This window comes from Acinetobacter sp. 161(2023) (assembly GCF_037027805.1).
Classification (GTDB): domain Bacteria; phylum Pseudomonadota; class Gammaproteobacteria; order Pseudomonadales; family Moraxellaceae; genus Acinetobacter.
On record NZ_JAZEYD010000002.1, the window covers coordinates 1 to 16,952 of the forward strand.

A 16,952-nucleotide genomic window follows, 5' to 3' on the forward strand; every position below is an offset into this window, starting at 1 on the left:
TATTATTCTTAATTACTTTTTAGAGAGAATCCGTCTTAATGCTAAATGACTATATATTTCAACCTATTTCTGGGATTTCTAGTGTAACTTTTACTCGATCAAGTACAACAGTAGTTTTAAACCACTCAACATTAGAATTATTGTGAAATAAGTCATCACAAATTTTTTGGAAACGATTCATACTAGGCACTAATAATACCAGCATAAAATCAGCCTCACCAGTAACGTAGTAACATTGTTGGACTTCTGGACCAGAAAAGCTTTCTTTCAAAGCGTTTAAATCTGTAACATGAGTTTTATTAACTCGTATTTCTACAAGTATTGTAATTACCTGATTTAATTTATCGGGATCCAAAACAGCAATATTTCCAACTATATAGCCGTTTTCACGTAGTTTTTGGATACGGCGTTGTACAGATGCTGTAGACAAATGAACAATATCTGCTAGTTCACGCAAAGGAATAAGACAATCTTTTTGTAAAATTTCAAGTAAAGCTGAATCAAATTTATCTAATGACATTCTAAATAATACTGTGAGAAATTTTCTCATTTATGGTAAGAAAAACAAGGCTAATTATCAATCCAAATGAAATAAAATATTTGCATGGATTTCTTAAAGATTTAATTATGTTGAATAATTCGAAAACATCACTTGGTATAACATTGAATGTGATTGCTTCAATTTTATTTGCTTCTATGTTTGGCTATACATCTTTGCTAGATACTTTGAAGGGCAATGAAATGTATGGTTGGAGAATATTACTGACTTTACCTTGTTTAACGTTGTTCATTATTTTAAAAGGAAATTGGTATCAAATTAATAGTATATACAAGCGCCTATTTCAAGACCGCTATTTCTTTTTAACACGAATATTTTCCTCATTTCTCATTGGAATACAACTTTGGTTGTTCATGTGGGCGCCGACAAATGGTTATGGAATAGATGTATCTCTTGGTTATTTTATAATGCCAATCGTCATGGTTATTGTAGGCCGAATCGCATTTAAAGAAAAAATGACAAAATTGCAAAATATAGCGTGTATCTTTGCAATACTTGGAATTATCAATATGGTATTGGTAGCAAAGACATTTACTTGGCCAACTTTACTTATATGCCTAGGTTATCCGATTTACTTCTGGTTAAGACAGAAGACACAAACCAATAATATTGGTGGCCTATGGTTTGACATGCTTTTGAGTTTACCAATTAGTCTATATTTTATTTTTAAAGGAAATATTGGTTCAGCTGAATTGATAAGTGATCCCGAAATAATTTGGCTAATATTAGGGCTTGGCTTAATTAGTGCACTTGCATTAGGTTTTCAATCTCTTTCAGCCCCATATTTGAATTTAACTCTTTTTGGCCTTTTAGTATATGTTGAGCCAGTGTTCTTATTAGCTGTATCAATCTTACTTGGATATTCAATTCAAACTGCTGAATGGCCTACTTACATAGCGATATGGCTGGCTGTATTGGTACTCATAATTGAAGGAATACTACAATTAAAGAAATTTAAGAAAGTAGAAGTCTGAAAAATTAATTCTATACTATAAATACTATTCATTATTATCGGTAGATAACAAATCATTGTTATCTACACCCACCCCTACTTTTTCATCGGTCAAAGATTTTAATTGAGCTTAATTTTGGTCAGGTCTTTTAATAAAATCAGAAGATTTTCCATTTTTTCCTCACCATATTGTTCTTGGATTTTTTTATAAGAAGCTTCCATTTTTACTGCTTGAGTTTTAAAACATTCAAGACCACTTTCAGTAAGACTAATCAAACTAATCCTTTGATCATCATAATCTTTACGCTTTTGAACCAGTTTTTGTTCAATCATGCGATTTAGAATTCCAGTTAAACTTGGTTTCAATATACATGCCAACTCAGCTAACTGATTACTCTCCAACTCTTCATATTGATATAAAATTCGAATAATACGCCATTGCTGTTCGGTTAATCCAACTTCATTGAGTGCTGGGCGAAAATGAGACATGATAGCTTCACGAGCTTCTAATAGTGCTAATGTTAAAGATGGACGAATTGGTTTCATTATTTTCCAAAAAAACAAATTTGTGAATATGTTAACTTATTTTTGTTCAGTATTAAATCAGTATAATACTGAAATGTATTTTATTAGTTTAACAAGCCAAGATAAAAAAAATGAAGGGACCTTCTCCCTTCATTTCATAATATTTTCAGATCTTTATTAAATTCCAATCAGATCTTTAAGCATACTTTTAAATAGCTTTCGTTCATTATCTGTATATTTTGCAAAAACATCTTCTTGGTGACTTTCTGCAATTTTATAGAGCATATGAGCGCACCGATTACCGTCTTCAGTTAATTCGTAGTGTTCGCCTTTATCAATTAATAACCCTTTTTCAGATAAGATTTTAGTAGCTTCTTCTATTTCACGTATAGGCATCGCTACTTCACGCTGCAAATCACATTTATTAGATGCGGTTTTGCTTTCTAAAACTAACAACAAACGAGCTTCACTGGTGCGAAAACCACTCGCTAATTGCTTTGGTTGATAGTCATTTTGATAGGCTCGTACAGCTTGAGTCAATAAGTAATACATATTGTCATATAAACGACCAGGGAAAACACCTTCCGCAGTTTCAGACTTCATATTTAAACTTGGATGTGGCAAAACTGCTGAATATGCACCTTGGTGATAGAGTAGTGGTGAACGACCATGATCATGAAACTTCACTACTCGGCCTATAATAATCCAATGATCACCACCTTCGACAATATTATACCGCTCACATTCAAAAGCTGCAGAGCAGTTTTTGAAAAGTGGTACATTGCCAGTCCCTAACTCAAAATCAATATTGGCAAATTTATCTTCACCTCGGCGTGCAAAACGATTAGATAATTCAATTTGAGCAGCTGATAAAATATTAACTCCGAAATGGGTAGCTTCTTCAAAAACTTGATAACTTGAAGAATTTTTATCGATACTCCATAAAACTAAAGCTGGATCTAGTGAAACAGAGTTAAAACTATTTGCCGTTACCCCTACTCGCTCACCTGATGAATTTTGAGCAGTCATAATGGTAACACCTGTTGCGAAATTACCTAAAGCACGACGAAAGGCTTTCGGATCAATAATTTCATTTTCCCCAACATTCGTATTTACTTGATTCATTGCATTCATATTCCTTTATCCCCGCATTTAAACCATTGTTGGATCCGGTTCCATACCCATTAATTCACGCCCCAAAATCTGTGCACACACATCATAATCAGTGTAAGCATGTGCACCAGTCATACGAGAGTCACGGAATAGACGTTGAAGTTCACTGTTGTCCATAAAACTTGTTGCACTAGCAGCAGCCATTAAACGATCAACAGCTTCAATACACATTTTGACTGCATAAGCTTGATTTGTTCTCCAAAAAGCTAGCGTTTCTTTATTGGGATATTGATGATTTATTCCATGAATACGGTGGTCTTCCCAAGTTTTTTCAAGTAATGCACGTGCAGCAGCAACTTGATGTGTGGATTCTGCAATGCGCATTAAAGCAGGAGTAGCAAGACCAACGTTTACACCCGTATATGCGCGAACACGATTTCTTTGTTTTTCTTTAAATGCTTCAACCATACGTTCTGCAATTCCTAGGCTCACAGCTGAAAACCCACTTGCGAAATACGGACGATATGGTGAGTAGAAAATATTTGAATCAGGGTATAAGCCAAAGCCAGCTGACTTCCCTTCCATCATATCTTTAGCTTTAGAAATACGATATTCAGGAATAAAAACATTCACAAGCTTTAGCATTTTTGAACCACTACTCTTAATAGCTTGAGCATACCAATTATCTACGATTTCGTAGTCACTACGAGGAATAACTCCAAAGCTATAAATTTTATTGCCTTCAGTGTCAAAGCGGTTAAAACCAACAATTGCATATTCAGCATGATCACAACCGCTACTCCAGCCATAATCACCATTTAAAATTATTCCACCATCTACTTCTTCAACTTTTCCAAAAGGTGCGATTGAACTACTTGCAGTTGCATTAGGATCTTTTAACCAAATCTCATCCTGAAGTTGTTTACTAAACATTGCGATTTGATGGCTATGGGTACAAAGAAGACTAAAAGCCCAAGCCGTACCTGCACATGCACCAGCCAAGGTAACAATACAATTTGCAAAATCTGGTAAGCTCATTTCTAAGCCACCATATACTTTTGGCTGAAACGCTCTATGAAAATTAATCTCTTTAAGGAGTTTTATATTCTCATCAGGAACACGGCGTAATTGCTCAGCTGTTTCAGCATTCTGTGCAATTTGCGGAAGAATTTGCTTAATTTTCTCAAGCATTGACATTCCATTAACAGCTGGTGTTTGCGCTTGAGTATATACAAGCCGAATTGGCTGGAAATTTTCTTCGGAATTATGAGTTACATCAGAATTCAGATTTAAAACTGTATTTTCCATAATGTTGTTTCCATTCAATTAAAAGTCATTCCTAAATAGACTTCTTGTCTACATATGATGTTTGCTTCTCTTTAATCCATTATTAAGAAAATGATTTAAATGATTAATGCACTTTTAAAAGTTAAAACGGTACTTTTCATAGTTTCAAACACGACTATTTATTAATTATGTATTTAGATGTTTTATTCATTTCTAAACAAATAAAGCACCAATGAAAATTGATGCTTTATCTTTATAAAAATATATTATTTTATTGATTGTGGTGCCATATCACAGGAGATTCTGATTGTTCTTTCTCATGGTTTGGCCCTAACGGTATACCAGTACGATCTCTTAATGAAATTGTGGAAAGAAAAGCTATACTTGTCATTAATAATAAATAGATGGTTACTGCATACGTTGATCCAGTCACGTTAATGAGCCAAGCCCCAATCATGGGAGCAAACGCTCCTCCTAGAATAGCTCCAAGAGCATAAGATATTGAAATCCCGGAAAAACGAATAGATGCTGGAAAAAGTTCAGAATAGAAGGCTGATTGCACGCCGTAGGTAAGACCAATTCCAAGTGCTAGAAAACATAATGCCAAAGCAATTAATGGAATTGAAGCAGTATTAACAAGTGGAAATAAAGTTAGAACAGCGAATAATTGTACAATCCATCCAAAAATATAGGTTTTCTTTCGTCCAATATTATCGGATAAAACTCCCGAAAACCATGTTGAAATTAACCATATTATTGAAGCTAACGTTACACATATTAGAATTGGGGTTCTCGGTAAGGCCAGCGGTCCGTCAGGATTAGTTGCATAATTTTGAATGAAACCTCCTGTAGTCATATAACCACAAGCACTATTTCCTGCAAAAACAAGCGCAACTAAAATAACAAGAAGAGCATGGTTTTTAAAGAGATCACGAATGGGCGTAGTTGAAGTGCTTTTACGTTGTTTTATCTCTTCAAATACAGGGCTTTCTTCAACGGTACGGCGTATCCAGTGCCCTACAAATAGTAAAACAATACTGAATAAGAAAGGAATTCGCCATCCCCATTCTATAAATGCGTCTCCAGGGGAGATAAACCCTGTCATTAATGCGAACATTACTGAGGCCAAAATAAGCCCTAAAGGAACACCTATCTGCGGAAAAGCCCCAAAACGTCCTCGCTTGTGATTTGGTGCATGCTCGACAGCCATTAAAACAGCACCTCCCCATTCACCGCCAGCTGCTAAACCCTGTAATATTCTTAAGATAAGTAAAAGTACAGGTGCCCAAATACCAATAGAATCATAAGTAGGTAATAGTCCAATACTTGTGGTGGCAAGACCCATGAGAATTAAAGTCATTACAAGTACAAAACGACGCCCATATCTATCTCCAATATAGCCTGCCAAGAAAGCTCCTAATGGTCGAAAAAGAAAGCTTAGTCCTACAGTTGCAAAAGTTAGTATTGTTCCTAATGAGTCACCTGCTGGAGAAAAGAAAAGGTCTTTAAAAACTAGACCAGCGGCTGCCGCATAGATAAAAAAGTCATACCACTCCACTGTGGTACCGATAATTGTGGCGAAAGCAACTTTCCTTTCTTCCACACTTAAATTTTCCTTATCAAAAGTTGTAATCGTGTCACTCATTGCTTGCTCCTTGCATGATGAAATCTTATTTCTATACTTTTTTCAAAATAGTTAATATATTAACCATTTATTTAATACTTCTTCTGTAGTGACTAAAAGATATGCCTCATTCCACATAGTTAACATATTAACTATGTGGATATTTTTTTAAATTAATTAGGGAAATTAGATTCCCATACACATATATTTGAGTTCTTGATAGTCTTCTAAGCCATATTTTGAGCCTTCTCGGCCTGTACCAGACTCTTTGATTCCACCAAATGGAGCAACTTCAGTTGAAATAATGCCTTCATTGATGCCAACCATACCATATTCCAAAGCTTCGCCTACTCTCCAAGCACGGCTTAAGTTTTGCGTATAGACGTATGAAGCTAGACCAAACTCAGTGTCATTTGCCATCTCAACAGCTTGTTCTTCTGTCTCAAACTTGAATACAGGAGCTAATGGTCCAAAGGTTTCATCATTGGCTACTAACATATCAGGCGTTACATTAGCTAAAACTGTTGGTTCAAAAAAAGTCTGCCCCAAAGCATGTCGATGACCACCATAAATAATTTTTGCACCTTTTGAGGTAGCGTCTAAAATATGTTCTTGAATTTTCTCAACCGCCTTTTCATTGATTAGAGGACCTTGCTCTGCTCCATTTTCGAAAGCTGGTGCCACTTTCAGTTTTGCAACCGCAATGCTTAATTTTTCAATAAATACATCGTAAACAGAAGCCTGAACTAATAAGCGATTGGTACATACACATGTTTGTCCACTATTGCGGAATTTAGATGCAATCGCACCTTCAACAGCATGCATTTACTAATGATTTTAAAATTAAAGATAGATGTTCTCCTCTATCTTATTGTCCACTATGTTGTGCAAGAAGCTTTTAAGTGGATGAATGAAAAATTAAATACAGTATAGTAAACTGAAATTTCAATATTATTTCTATTTTTCTACAATCACTATTCAAGAATATCAATTTTAGATGAGTTTTTTTTCTTTAAGAATCTCATATCTTTTCATTAAAACTGGCAATAAATTATCAATTATTTCATTTTGATATTCATGCTTAGAATGAGGTCTAGGCAATATTGTTTTTGATAATTCATCTAAAGATATAAATGAACTGGGGAAATCAACTTCTACTCCTAACAAACCTTTTACTTCTCTACCAATATGTAATGCTGTATTGCAACAATCATTACACATAGCCGTACTTACCGTTTGTATATTTTGTTGACCATCACTTCTAAATAAATAAACTTTTTTTATTTCAAGAATCCACTGATTCTTCTTATTTTTTCTAATACATTGTATTTTTCTTAACATACAACTAGGGCAAATCCAATCATCATTATATTTCTCCCAGTCAGCTTTTTTCATTTTTTTTAAAAATTCTAAATCCTTTTGTGACGGAGCTTTATTAATTTTTGCTTCGTGCATTCTCCATGAGTTATTTGCTCCAACTATAGGCTGCCCTTCGTAAAGGTATCCATAATGAAAATATAAATCATATTCCAGCAAACCATTTAACTTATATAAATTCTCTGTACGCCGCTCTAATTGCTTTGCTGTTGGTGATGAAGGTTGATACCAATCTTGTTTATTAGCAGCCATCTCTGCAAATTGATAAGCCCAATTCATTCTCAATTCAAAGGTAGGTTGGGCTTCTAACCAGATATTTCTTGCTTTATCTATATCAATTTGATGTTCAACATTTGGTTGAATAATAATAAATTCACTTATTTCATTTGGTGAAAAAGAAAAATTAAAGTTAGTTTTTACTAGTTGTTTAGCTATTCCATCTGCTTTATTACAATCTGCACAAATTACTGTATTATCATAAGCTTCAAGAGCAAAAGCTATTTTAGTTGCAAACCTTTCAGAAAGTTCATCTGCTATAATTTTTTCTTTCTTTTTACATGCTTTTTCGAATAGTTTTTTTACTATATCTTTCATATGGTCATGATGCTCATGTAAATGACCGACTAAATAATTTAATTCATTTACATGTACAATTTCACTTTTTTTTCTATGACATACAGGACATGACCAATCAGTAGGTGTTATTACCCACCATTTATTCAAAAAAGCTCGAGTTGCATTAAATTTTTTAACAAGCTCTTTTGTTGTTTTAGTATATTCTGAATCTAAAAATCTTAAATCTATATTACTTAATGACTGGTGAAAATTCTCTATATCCATTTTACTCATCATTTCAAAAACCTTTTCATTACCTTTTATTAAATAACAAAATATTTAATTAAGAATATATTTCTACAGTTAATAAAGTTATTTAAAATTTAATATCTAAATCTAATTATACAGGCAATCCAAAGTCAGTGAATTTCCTACAGATAAAATATTTTCTATTTATTAGTGTGGAAGCTCAAGTATATTAGTTCTTCCATTATTCTTAATTACTAAACGTGCCACCATATCATCTTTAGCAAAATCATAAACAATGATTTCTGGATGATGTAAATCTATAGCTTGGCCAATAAAAACACAGGCAGCATTTGAAGCACATACAAGTAAATGAGTTCTTTGTGCACCATACTTATTCTTCAGTTCATGTAATAATTGTTGTAAACGAGCGCAGAATTTTTTCCCGCTTTCTGGATTAGGGATAGCTCCATTTCCTAGATATTCTGGTAATGCTGTTATTTCTATAATACTGGCTCCTGATGTCTTATTAAGTTGATTAGCCTTTTCCTTGATTGGCTCAGCTATTGCAGTAAAGTTTATACAAATTACTATATCATCATTTTGTGTAAGAGAATCAAGTCCTGTAATTTCATAAAAAGCATCGACAATATTTTCATGTGGCCATAACCAACTACTACTATCGCGAAATCGCAACATAGGAGTAAATTCATTTTTATTACCTAATAGACTTCCTAAACCTATTAGAGCTGGCATAGGTCCAAATGCAAAGAGAGCAGCTTTATATCCTTCCCGTTTAGTTCCTTGAAGGATTTGATCAGCCTCTTCCTGAATAAGTTCAATTAAATCTTCATTAAATTTTTCAGGTCTTTTTCTATAAGGAGTGTTACTGTCGGTTAAACAACGCTCTTGACCTTTAATTCTAGCTTTCAATAGCGATAAACTGGATGCGATATCTTTTAACTGGGGATTAGAAACAAACTGTCCATTTACAGGCCATAGTATTGTATATACAGGAACTGCTTCAAAACGAAGTCCATTCAAAAGAATTTCTGTTAAATCACAAAATTCTTTTCTCATTAATGCTAGAGTTGTGGCTGGATAATCTGCTGCTGCAACTTTATCAATCAGGCGATGGTGTTTATCACACAGTAGTAAAACATTATGAGGTTCATTAGATAGTGCTTCGGATAGATAAGGTATACCTCGCTCACCACCTTCAGCAGATGCAACATTATGTGCCAAATAAGAAAAATTTCCACCGTTCCCCGTTAAGAAATCATACTGTAATTGTTCACCACAACCAAGAAACATGCATCGACCGTGACTATCACTCCATACTTTATCTTTCGTCGCTTTATTAAAGTCTTTCCCTCGACCAAGCTTATTTGTATGGTTAAAATAGGATGTAAGAAAATCAAGCACTTGTTGACTATTATTGAGATGTGTTGATATTGCATCACACTCATCCCAAATAGTTTTTAAATTTTCTATATTTTCGATATCTTCTTTGCTTAAAATATTAGCTTGCCAAAACCGTAAATCAATTGGTTGATTAGTTTCGTTTATAATATCTATACATTTCACGCATTCTTTTATATCTAGATTTAGTCGAAGGGTTCCACAAAGAAAAGTATCTTTAAATAAGAGAATAATAAGATTTCTTCTGCTTTCATCACTAAGTAATCCAATTTTATCCCATGTGATAAATTTTTTAATATCTGTCATATAAGATAGAACTTTTTCTAATTCTTCAAATGGCATATCCATTGCCTGGTTAAAATTTTTTGTATCTACTATAGTCATATTAAATATCCTCATTTTCAATAATAAGAGATCGATCAATAAATTTATTATTCATATATACGACAATTTTTATTTGTTCTAATCCAACAATGATGAAAAATAAACTTCTGTCAAGATTACGTTTTAAACATCTTTTCCAATCCTGATAATCTACATGAGATGGAATTGGAATAATTTGAGGATGGCTATGCCAAGTTCCTAGATAAATGGAGCTTCCATTAGAGTCCATATATGCTTTATCTACAATTTGTTGGTGTCTGGGATCTTTCATTATAAAGCTGTATTTTTTTCTAATGTCCTTTGACATCGGTACAGTTGTACTTTCAATCCAGTAATGATTACTATCAAAGTCTTTAGTGCCAATAAGTACCCCACAAGCTTCTGTATCATTTTGGTTTATTTGACGATATTTAAGCCATAGGTCATACACTGAATTCGAAATAGATAAGTCTAAATCATGGAAAGAAATGTGAAAATATTCATCATGCATTACAAATATCACATCCTGAATTTAAAAGAGGTAATACTTCCAGCGGCTTTGTAAAAGCTTGATAACGATCCGTTAGTTCGAAGCCATTGCTGAGAACACCTGTAGGGCTTCCTTTCCAACTTACTTTTGATGATTTAGTGATTTCGTCTAATAAGAATCTAGACGCTAAGGCAGATGCAATTAGAGCTGTTTGAATGGCTGTTAGATTACTATATGGTAGAAAAGCATTACCACAGCCAGCTATATTTTTTGTTAACCGTTGATCTGATTTTAAGAAGTTAAGGTTGGATACCAACCCTCTAGAAAACTCTAAAGAATCTACATATGCACATCTGAAACATCCTTCACTATCAGGTATATCTAAGGTTGCGTGCCCCCCAATACCATACCCTTCAACCCATGTATTAATTATTGCTGTTTCAATTTCTTTTTTGATGCAGAAATCATGAAAGATGCGCTCTTGGGTAGGTGAACCAATGGCAATAATGACAAGATCGAAACTATTAAGAAGGTTTTCATCTCTTAAATCTAATAATCCACAGAATTTTTGAGCCGTATCAAGCCACGGGTACTTCATTTGTAATTCTAATATTAACCCGTAAGTTTTAGGCCAATTTACGTAGGTAGTTGGTAAGCTATGGCGATATAAGTTATCGAGCGAAAGTGATTCTGGATCTACAAGCGTTAAATGGCCAATACCCGTTGAAGCGAGTTGATTTGCAACCTGACTCCCAACGCTTCCACATCCTACAAGTAAAACTTTCTTATTTTGTAGTGATATATTTGCACCGCTACGAGGAATAATTCGTTCTTTATTAAACAGGCGAATATCCATCGCTTTAATATCCCAAAACTCTAAATTATTGGTATTTAGTGGAAAATTCTTTTTACCTTTAATGTCTTTTTTGAGTACAAAGTGCAAACCAAACCAAGTTTTTCCTGAATCGGTTACAGCATTAAAAATAATCCAGAAAGAGTGATCTCTATATTGACCAAAAGTATGAGTGAGTTTTTCACGTATTGATGGGTCAATGAAATCTAATATTTTTATATACCAATCAATTAAATCACTCTTTCTCCATGGGGCAGGAATCAAATTTTGAAGAGGAACTATACAACCTGTACCTACTGAAACACCCCGCCCTTTGATTTGATTATTGATTAAAGAGTAATTTGAATTCTGGTTATAATCTTTTGGAACTCCAAAGTGATAAGAGTCTAGACCATATTTATCATTTTTCTTTTTAGGTGGAAAAACATCAATCACTTCAAAATTACCAGCATCAGATAGGCAAAGAAAATTGGCGTATTCCTGTTCTCGAATTTGATACCATCCAGCTAAAAATTCACGTAATAATTCTTGTTCATTCCACTCTTGATCAGATAGGCATTGATTCAGTAATGCTATATGTCGCTTTAATGACTCTTCAAATGCAAGTTCAGGTACTTCGTAATTGATAGAAACGGAATCAGGAACATTAACACATATGGAAGCAACTCCTAATTTATCTAATGAAAGAGTATGTGCTAATCGTGGAAATGCTTCTGGCTTTTGGAGAACAAAAGATGGCATTTCTTTAAGTTCATCAACATTAATGTGAATGAGGGAGACTTCATAACCTGAAATTTCACATTCAACTTTAATAGCTGGTAATAAACAAAACTCTATTGCGGATACATTGTATCCGCGAGTAGTTAAGTATTGAATAATAGTCTGATAATTCATGCGCCTTGAGAGGTCCCTACAGCTCCAGAAGTTGCAAATACAGCCTTACGTGTAGCAGAAGCATTATTTGTACCCTCTGGGAAATCATCGCCAAATTGACCAATAAGCAGCGAACATTGTTTAGATTCATCACTTTCATCAATGACTGTTTGAAGTGATGAATTTAGATTGGACAGTCTGTTTCTAAATCTTGTACCAGTATTCAAACTACTCCCATGAAAGATGTCCCGATATGGTGAAACTGGAAGACTAACTTGAATCTTCCATTGATCGTCTGGATAAGAAATAAAATACCCAGACCAATTAAGAATGGAATTTAAAGTATTTTTCAAGGCTATTAAGTCATTTGGACAACCTTCTGAATCAATACTAGGTTTAAAGTGCTGTTTAATCATGATGGTCAAGCCAATTGAGTAAATCTTTCTGCTTACATCGTGACTAAATTTTAGATTTCTCCATCGTTTTAGATATCTAACTAATCTACGAAATTGATATAGCTTTTGAACTTCATATTCCCCAAAAATTGAAGAATCATTTACCCAATCAATTAGAGCCAATGGAGCTGAATCAGACCATACCTTATTCTCAGCATTAGAATCTTTTTTCCCTACCGCTAGTTGATAACTTCCCCAAGGAGTTTTTCTATAGACTGGGATATCTATATGTAAATCTTTAAATTTGTAGTCAGCAGTAACACAAGGTTTTTTAATTTTTGTATTGTGAAATCCACGATCTTCTAGAATATCGAGGATTACTCTTTTAACTATTACAGGATCATCTGGCGCATCATCATGGTTAATAACAATTGCACGATCTATATCAAAATCCTTGTCTTTCTCCTTAATGCCAGTGAAAGTAGCTAAAGAACCTTGTACAAAATTTTCAATAACAGAATAACCATTTTCTTTAAACTTTGTTTTGATTACATCAGTGATACTCTCATCTTTCTGCCGTGCTTCTTTATAGGCCTCATCTTGACGAGTAAGTTGGATCCGTTGATTAAAAGTATTAAATTTGCTTTGAAGACTCATATCTTTCACCTAGAAGTTTCAAACAGAAATTACCTTATGCACATAGTCAAGGTAATTTAGCTACTTATTTGAAATATATATATTTGATATTAATTATGTAAAGAGTTTAAAACAATTTTAACAAGAAGTAGATAGATTGGTTATGCTCTACGCCACAATTTGACGTAGTAATTTTATTTGACCTAATTTATTTTATTTCTGCCCCTTCTAACTCGTATTTTTTAATTATCTCTCTAAAGCTAAAGATGCTGTTTTCAATTATTTTCTCTAACTCAATTAAAAAAATCTAAATTATGAACTACCTATAACTTTTATGAGATTAAAAGTTAATATTGGAATCATAAAAAATTAATATTATGCTTATAAATATTTATGGCTATCTATAACAGGATTCGTCATAACTTAGAAAATATCATTTTTGTGAGTTTCAGATATGTCAACTACAAGAATTATAGGTGAACGTGCTATTGCTCAAGCAGCTGCCAAAGTACTTCGAGATACCTTCGTCAAAGCTGCAAGTAATGGAAAAGTACTTTACGTAGAGAATGATATTCTTTGGAGTAAGACTCCAGAAGATGATCAACCAGTTTTTATTAAAAAATTAACTGGAAGAAATCCTAATCTTTCCAAAAAAATTACTAATCGCAGAAAATTTAAGATTAAAAAACGACATGATAGACAATAACCTATTAATCAACAACTTAAGTTTATTTTATACCACTAGTTTAGTTAAAGATTCCAAAGCTCAGAATAGACGCACAACCCTAAAATAATCATTAGAAAATCAAATAATTAAAAACATTCTATATCATTAATAATTTCTCGTATAAATATGACTTTAGTTTCCAGTTCTATTATTTTTTTAGAAATATACACATCATACTTTTTTAAGAATTTTTCAAAATCAGGATGTTTATTGGTAATATCTTGAAGAAGAATTTGCTCTACTTTGATTCTCTGTAATGATTTCTCAATAATATCTTGCTCGATAGCTAGTACTTCTTTTATTTTCTCTTGCTGGATATTTTCCTTATGTAACTTAAGTCGTGGAGCCTCACTATATCTATATATCCTATTGTTCTCGACTTTCTTTTCACGATTTAAATATTTACACTCCACTAAAATAGCTAGTCCTCTGTAGACTAACTGGCGGTCCTGGTCTCCTATATTTTTCCTTTTACTAAAAATGGCTCGGACGAAGTCATTTGCCCTCCAATTCAATATTTCATTACTTTCAAGGATTTCAAAAAATTCATGGTAAAAAGGTAAAGTTAGTCTAGACATAACGATATAAGTTCAACTATTGAAATAGACAATGAATAATCAGCTATTTAGCCAAAGTATAGATAAGCATAGGAAAATACTGGTCTTTCCTATGCTTTATTTGGGTTTAAACTGAAGTAAATTAACGATATGTCCGAATTAAATTATTTTCCAAGTAACGATTGGTATAATTATTTTCAAACCAACGCATCATATCTTTACCAAAGTAAATATTGGTATATATACGGCTATCAACTCCAATTGCTGAGATGGTTTGCCAAGAACGAGTCATAATCGCAACTGGACTACCCTTTTTATCAAATTCAATTAGAGCTGGATCGATATCATAACGATTAGATGCACCATTAAAGGCTGTAATCGCTTGTCTTAAATTATTGTTAAGTGATGCATTTACACCTTTCTTATATAAACGAACTTCATTACCTCTAGCTAATGCTTGCTCAATAAAAAGTTGTGCAGCCAAGTCCTTTTCTGAAACATAAATACCATTATTAATTCTACGGTTTGCTTCTGAAAAATTAGCTTGGTGAGTAATATATTTTTCTAGAAATATAGCATCGAAAGTTCGTTTCTCTAATTTGTACTTATCCTTTAATAAAGCTGAGTTTAGAGTGATAACGTTATTATTACCTTGTGAAGAAAGTACCAAGAACTTATTGCGGATATTTTCATCCCGCATATCGTTCCAAACCTTGACCGTACCATTACTCACCCACCCATCATAAGCTTGAACACCTTTAGAAATTGTTTTTACGGTTGAATTTGCAGCTTCCTGCATTTGTTGGCAACCGACTAAAGTCAAACTGAAAAGGGTAATTATACTTAGTGGAATCTTGCTCATTTTTAATTCACTTAAAATATTAGAAAAGAGGATTATAATCCGTGGACTATTAAACCGCAAAAAATAATAGTTCTATTCTTTATGTGAATAGAATTTATGCAAGATTTATCTATAAAAATTGGACAATTAATTCGTCAAAAACGTAAAGAGAAACAAATTAGTCAGGAAAAATTGGCACTACTTTGTAACATAGATCGTAGTTATCTTGGTCGAATTGAAAGGGGTGAAGTCAATATTACGATATTAAAATTGTATGAGATTTCTGAAGTCCTAGATACTAATGCAAAAGAGTTACTGCCTGATAACTAATGGAAAATTTTTAATTTATTTATCATGATATTCATTAATCTTTCTCTGCAAATAATGCTTCGATTTCATCCCAATCAGGTAAAATACGCTTCTTTTGCACAACTTCAAACTGTAATCCAACCTCATCCAATATACGCTCAAAGATATCAAAAGATCCTGTAAAACGGCCATTCTCAATTTCAGATATGGTTGTTTTATTAATTTTCGTCAATTCAGAGACCTTCTGTTGCGTATAACCTTTGTTTTTTCTTGCTTCTTTTACTTTTTCACCTATCTGACCTCTATGTGCCATCGTAATCTTCCCATAAAAAGTTAGCTATATAGCTAACATGCTATAAAAAATGACTAAAGTTAGCTATATAGCTAACTTTAAAAGATCTAATGATCTAGATTTATATACTAGAAAACACAAATTAACTTTTCAAAATAATAGTTTAAAAAAAAAATGATAGTTACACTCTTCGATTGCTGTAATAGAGTATTGGCTATGTTTACACGCTACTTATCCCATACCCAAGGACATGTTTTTGTCGTAGGTGATATACACGGTTGTTATTCTCTTCTAATGCAGAAATTAGGTGAATACAATTTTGACTTTGATAATGATCTACTCATATCAGTTGGCGACCTAATAGATAAAGGTCCCGAAAATATCGATTGTCTAACTCTTATCAACCAACCGTGGTTCACTATGGTTCGAGGAAATCATGAGGAAATGTGTATTTTAGGGCAATCTGATCTTAGAATTAGAGATATACATTTAAGAAATGGTGGTGAATGGTTTTACTCATTATCACAGAATAAACAGTTAGAAATTTCTTCCATCTTCTCTCAACTTCCTATTCTTATCGAATTGAAAACTTGTAATAAAAAGATTGGTTTTGTTCATGCAGATATAGATAGCAATGACTGGGAATTATTCAAGAAAGATGTTGAGCAAGGTAATTATCATATCTCTGGCGTACAGTCTTCTTATCGAAGAGCATTATGGGGAAGAGAGCGTATCCGCCACTATTGTGAAGATTTTGAAACTATACAGAATATAGATGAGGTCTACTTAGGGCATACCATTGTAAAAGCACCCGTCCAATTAGATAACTGTTTTTATATCGATATTGGTTCTTTCTGGAGTAAAGATCTATATATAAAAAAATTAATTTGAGTTAATTGCAAACAATAGAGCCGGCTTTTAACTTGGAAAACTATACTCAATGAGAATTTTTTATA

The 16,952-nt window shown here is 33.1% G+C and carries 17 protein-coding genes and 1 pseudogene; 4 read left to right on the forward strand and 14 right to left on the reverse strand.

Going from position 1 to position 16,952, the window contains the following annotated elements:
• Positions 1-58: 58 nt before the first annotated feature.
• Entirely contained in the window at positions 59-520 is a 462-nt protein-coding gene (locus WA249_RS01695; protein ID WP_238515078.1) for an Lrp/AsnC family transcriptional regulator, read from the reverse strand.
• Between the two features lie 107 nt (positions 521-627).
• Here WA249_RS01695 and rarD point away from each other — a divergent pair, with 107 nt between their 5' ends.
• On the forward strand, positions 628-1,533 hold the full coding sequence (gene rarD, locus WA249_RS01700) for an EamA family transporter RarD (protein ID WP_238515077.1): 906 nt from the start codon (positions 628-630) through the stop codon (positions 1,531-1,533).
• A gap of 98 nt (positions 1,534-1,631) precedes the next feature.
• Here rarD and hpaR read toward each other — a convergent pair whose 3' ends face one another.
• The 10 genes and pseudogenes from hpaR to WA249_RS01750 form a co-directional block, all read right to left on the reverse strand.
• Entirely contained in the window at positions 1,632-2,057 is a 426-nt protein-coding gene (gene hpaR, locus WA249_RS01705) for a homoprotocatechuate degradation operon regulator HpaR (RefSeq protein WP_270907198.1), read from the reverse strand.
• 156 nt (positions 2,058-2,213) lie between these two features.
• Entirely contained in the window at positions 2,214-3,161 is a 948-nt protein-coding gene (locus WA249_RS01710) for a p-hydroxyphenylacetate 3-hydroxylase reductase component (protein WP_336166449.1), read from the reverse strand.
• Positions 3,162-3,188: 27 nt separating this feature from the next.
• Complete coding sequence (locus tag WA249_RS01715; protein WP_336166133.1) at positions 3,189-4,457, reverse strand: p-hydroxyphenylacetate 3-hydroxylase oxygenase component; 1,269 nt, start codon at positions 4,455-4,457, stop codon at positions 3,189-3,191.
• Positions 4,458-4,707: 250 nt separating this feature from the next.
• Positions 4,708-6,081 carry an MFS transporter gene (locus WA249_RS01720; protein WP_336166135.1) on the reverse strand — a complete coding sequence of 458 codons (1,374 nt, stop codon included), beginning with the start codon at positions 6,079-6,081 and terminating at the stop codon, positions 4,708-4,710.
• A gap of 165 nt (positions 6,082-6,246) precedes the next feature.
• A pseudogene (locus WA249_RS01725) lies at positions 6,247-6,879 on the reverse strand (aldehyde dehydrogenase family protein); the annotation flags it as partial.
• Between the two features lie 174 nt (positions 6,880-7,053).
• Positions 7,054-8,289 carry a hypothetical protein gene (locus WA249_RS01730; RefSeq protein ID WP_336166138.1) on the reverse strand — a complete coding sequence of 412 codons (1,236 nt, stop codon included), beginning with the start codon at positions 8,287-8,289 and terminating at the stop codon, positions 7,054-7,056.
• A gap of 159 nt (positions 8,290-8,448) precedes the next feature.
• Positions 8,449-10,044, reverse strand: coding sequence for an SAVED domain-containing protein (locus WA249_RS01735; protein WP_336166139.1), 1,596 nt, complete (start codon positions 10,042-10,044; stop codon positions 8,449-8,451).
• Position 10,045: 1 nt separating this feature from the next.
• Positions 10,046-10,534, reverse strand: coding sequence for a Mov34/MPN/PAD-1 family protein (locus WA249_RS01740; RefSeq protein WP_336166141.1), 489 nt, complete (start codon positions 10,532-10,534; stop codon positions 10,046-10,048).
• On the reverse strand, positions 10,527-12,260 hold the full coding sequence (locus WA249_RS01745; RefSeq protein WP_336166143.1) for a ThiF family adenylyltransferase: 1,734 nt from the start codon (positions 12,258-12,260) through the stop codon (positions 10,527-10,529). Before WA249_RS01745 ends, WA249_RS01740 begins: the two co-directional genes overlap by 8 nt.
• Positions 12,257-13,291, reverse strand: a complete 1,035-nt coding sequence (locus WA249_RS01750) for a nucleotidyltransferase domain-containing protein (RefSeq protein ID WP_336166146.1) — start codon at positions 13,289-13,291, stop codon at positions 12,257-12,259. The genes WA249_RS01745 and WA249_RS01750 overlap by 4 nt, the downstream gene beginning before the upstream one ends.
• Positions 13,292-13,724: 433 nt before the next feature.
• On the opposite strand from WA249_RS01750, the gene WA249_RS01755 reads away from it, so the two are divergent.
• Complete coding sequence (locus tag WA249_RS01755; RefSeq protein ID WP_336166147.1) at positions 13,725-13,976, forward strand: hypothetical protein; 252 nt, start codon at positions 13,725-13,727, stop codon at positions 13,974-13,976.
• A gap of 107 nt (positions 13,977-14,083) precedes the next feature.
• Here the strand turns inward: WA249_RS01755 and WA249_RS01760 are convergent, their stop codons facing one another.
• Complete coding sequence (locus tag WA249_RS01760) at positions 14,084-14,575, reverse strand: hypothetical protein (RefSeq protein ID WP_336166149.1); 492 nt, start codon at positions 14,573-14,575, stop codon at positions 14,084-14,086.
• Positions 14,576-14,696: 121 nt separating this feature from the next.
• Positions 14,697-15,416, reverse strand: a complete 720-nt coding sequence (locus WA249_RS01765; RefSeq protein WP_336166151.1) for a hypothetical protein — start codon at positions 15,414-15,416, stop codon at positions 14,697-14,699.
• A gap of 96 nt (positions 15,417-15,512) precedes the next feature.
• Here WA249_RS01765 and WA249_RS01770 point away from each other — a divergent pair, with 96 nt between their 5' ends.
• Complete coding sequence (locus tag WA249_RS01770; RefSeq protein WP_336166152.1) at positions 15,513-15,725, forward strand: helix-turn-helix domain-containing protein; 213 nt, start codon at positions 15,513-15,515, stop codon at positions 15,723-15,725.
• 34 nt (positions 15,726-15,759) lie between these two features.
• Here WA249_RS01770 and WA249_RS01775 read toward each other — a convergent pair whose 3' ends face one another.
• The gene (locus tag WA249_RS01775; RefSeq protein WP_336166154.1) at positions 15,760-16,017 is read right to left on the reverse strand and encodes a helix-turn-helix domain-containing protein; all 258 of its coding nucleotides are present in this window, start codon (positions 16,015-16,017) and stop codon (positions 15,760-15,762) included.
• Between the two features lie 195 nt (positions 16,018-16,212).
• Between WA249_RS01775 and WA249_RS01780 the strand changes: the two genes are divergently transcribed.
• A complete protein-coding gene (locus tag WA249_RS01780; RefSeq protein WP_336166155.1) occupies positions 16,213-16,887 on the forward strand; it encodes a metallophosphoesterase in 675 nt (224 codons plus the stop codon).
• Positions 16,888-16,952 lie beyond the last annotated feature (65 nt).

Excerpts from the sequence above, each read along its gene's own strand:
- WA249_RS01695 (WP_238515078.1), bottom strand. The coding sequence starts at position 520 with ATGTCATTAGATAAATTTGATTCAGCTTTACTTGAAATTTTACAAAAA.
- rarD (WP_238515077.1), top strand. The coding sequence starts at position 628 with ATGTTGAATAATTCGAAAACATCACTTGGTATAACATTGAATGTGATT.
- hpaR (WP_270907198.1), bottom strand. The coding sequence starts at position 2,057 with ATGAAACCAATTCGTCCATCTTTAACATTAGCACTATTAGAAGCTCGT.
- WA249_RS01710 (WP_336166449.1), bottom strand. The coding sequence starts at position 3,161 with ATGAATCAAGTAAATACGAATGTTGGGGAAAATGAAATTATTGATCCG.
- WA249_RS01715 (WP_336166133.1), bottom strand. The coding sequence starts at position 4,457 with ATGGAAAATACAGTTTTAAATCTGAATTCTGATGTAACTCATAATTCC.
- WA249_RS01720 (WP_336166135.1), bottom strand. The coding sequence starts at position 6,081 with ATGAGTGACACGATTACAACTTTTGATAAGGAAAATTTAAGTGTGGAA.
- WA249_RS01730 (WP_336166138.1), bottom strand. The coding sequence starts at position 8,289 with ATGATGAGTAAAATGGATATAGAGAATTTTCACCAGTCATTAAGTAAT.
- WA249_RS01735 (WP_336166139.1), bottom strand. The coding sequence starts at position 10,044 with ATGACTATAGTAGATACAAAAAATTTTAACCAGGCAATGGATATGCCA.
- WA249_RS01740 (WP_336166141.1), bottom strand. The coding sequence starts at position 10,534 with ATGCATGATGAATATTTTCACATTTCTTTCCATGATTTAGACTTATCT.
- WA249_RS01745 (WP_336166143.1), bottom strand. The coding sequence starts at position 12,260 with ATGAATTATCAGACTATTATTCAATACTTAACTACTCGCGGATACAAT.
- WA249_RS01750 (WP_336166146.1), bottom strand. The coding sequence starts at position 13,291 with ATGAGTCTTCAAAGCAAATTTAATACTTTTAATCAACGGATCCAACTT.
- WA249_RS01755 (WP_336166147.1), top strand. The coding sequence starts at position 13,725 with ATGTCAACTACAAGAATTATAGGTGAACGTGCTATTGCTCAAGCAGCT.
- WA249_RS01760 (WP_336166149.1), bottom strand. The coding sequence starts at position 14,575 with ATGTCTAGACTAACTTTACCTTTTTACCATGAATTTTTTGAAATCCTT.
- WA249_RS01765 (WP_336166151.1), bottom strand. The coding sequence starts at position 15,416 with ATGAGCAAGATTCCACTAAGTATAATTACCCTTTTCAGTTTGACTTTA.
- WA249_RS01770 (WP_336166152.1), top strand. The coding sequence starts at position 15,513 with ATGCAAGATTTATCTATAAAAATTGGACAATTAATTCGTCAAAAACGT.
- WA249_RS01775 (WP_336166154.1), bottom strand. The coding sequence starts at position 16,017 with ATGGCACATAGAGGTCAGATAGGTGAAAAAGTAAAAGAAGCAAGAAAA.
- WA249_RS01780 (WP_336166155.1), top strand. The coding sequence starts at position 16,213 with ATGTTTACACGCTACTTATCCCATACCCAAGGACATGTTTTTGTCGTA.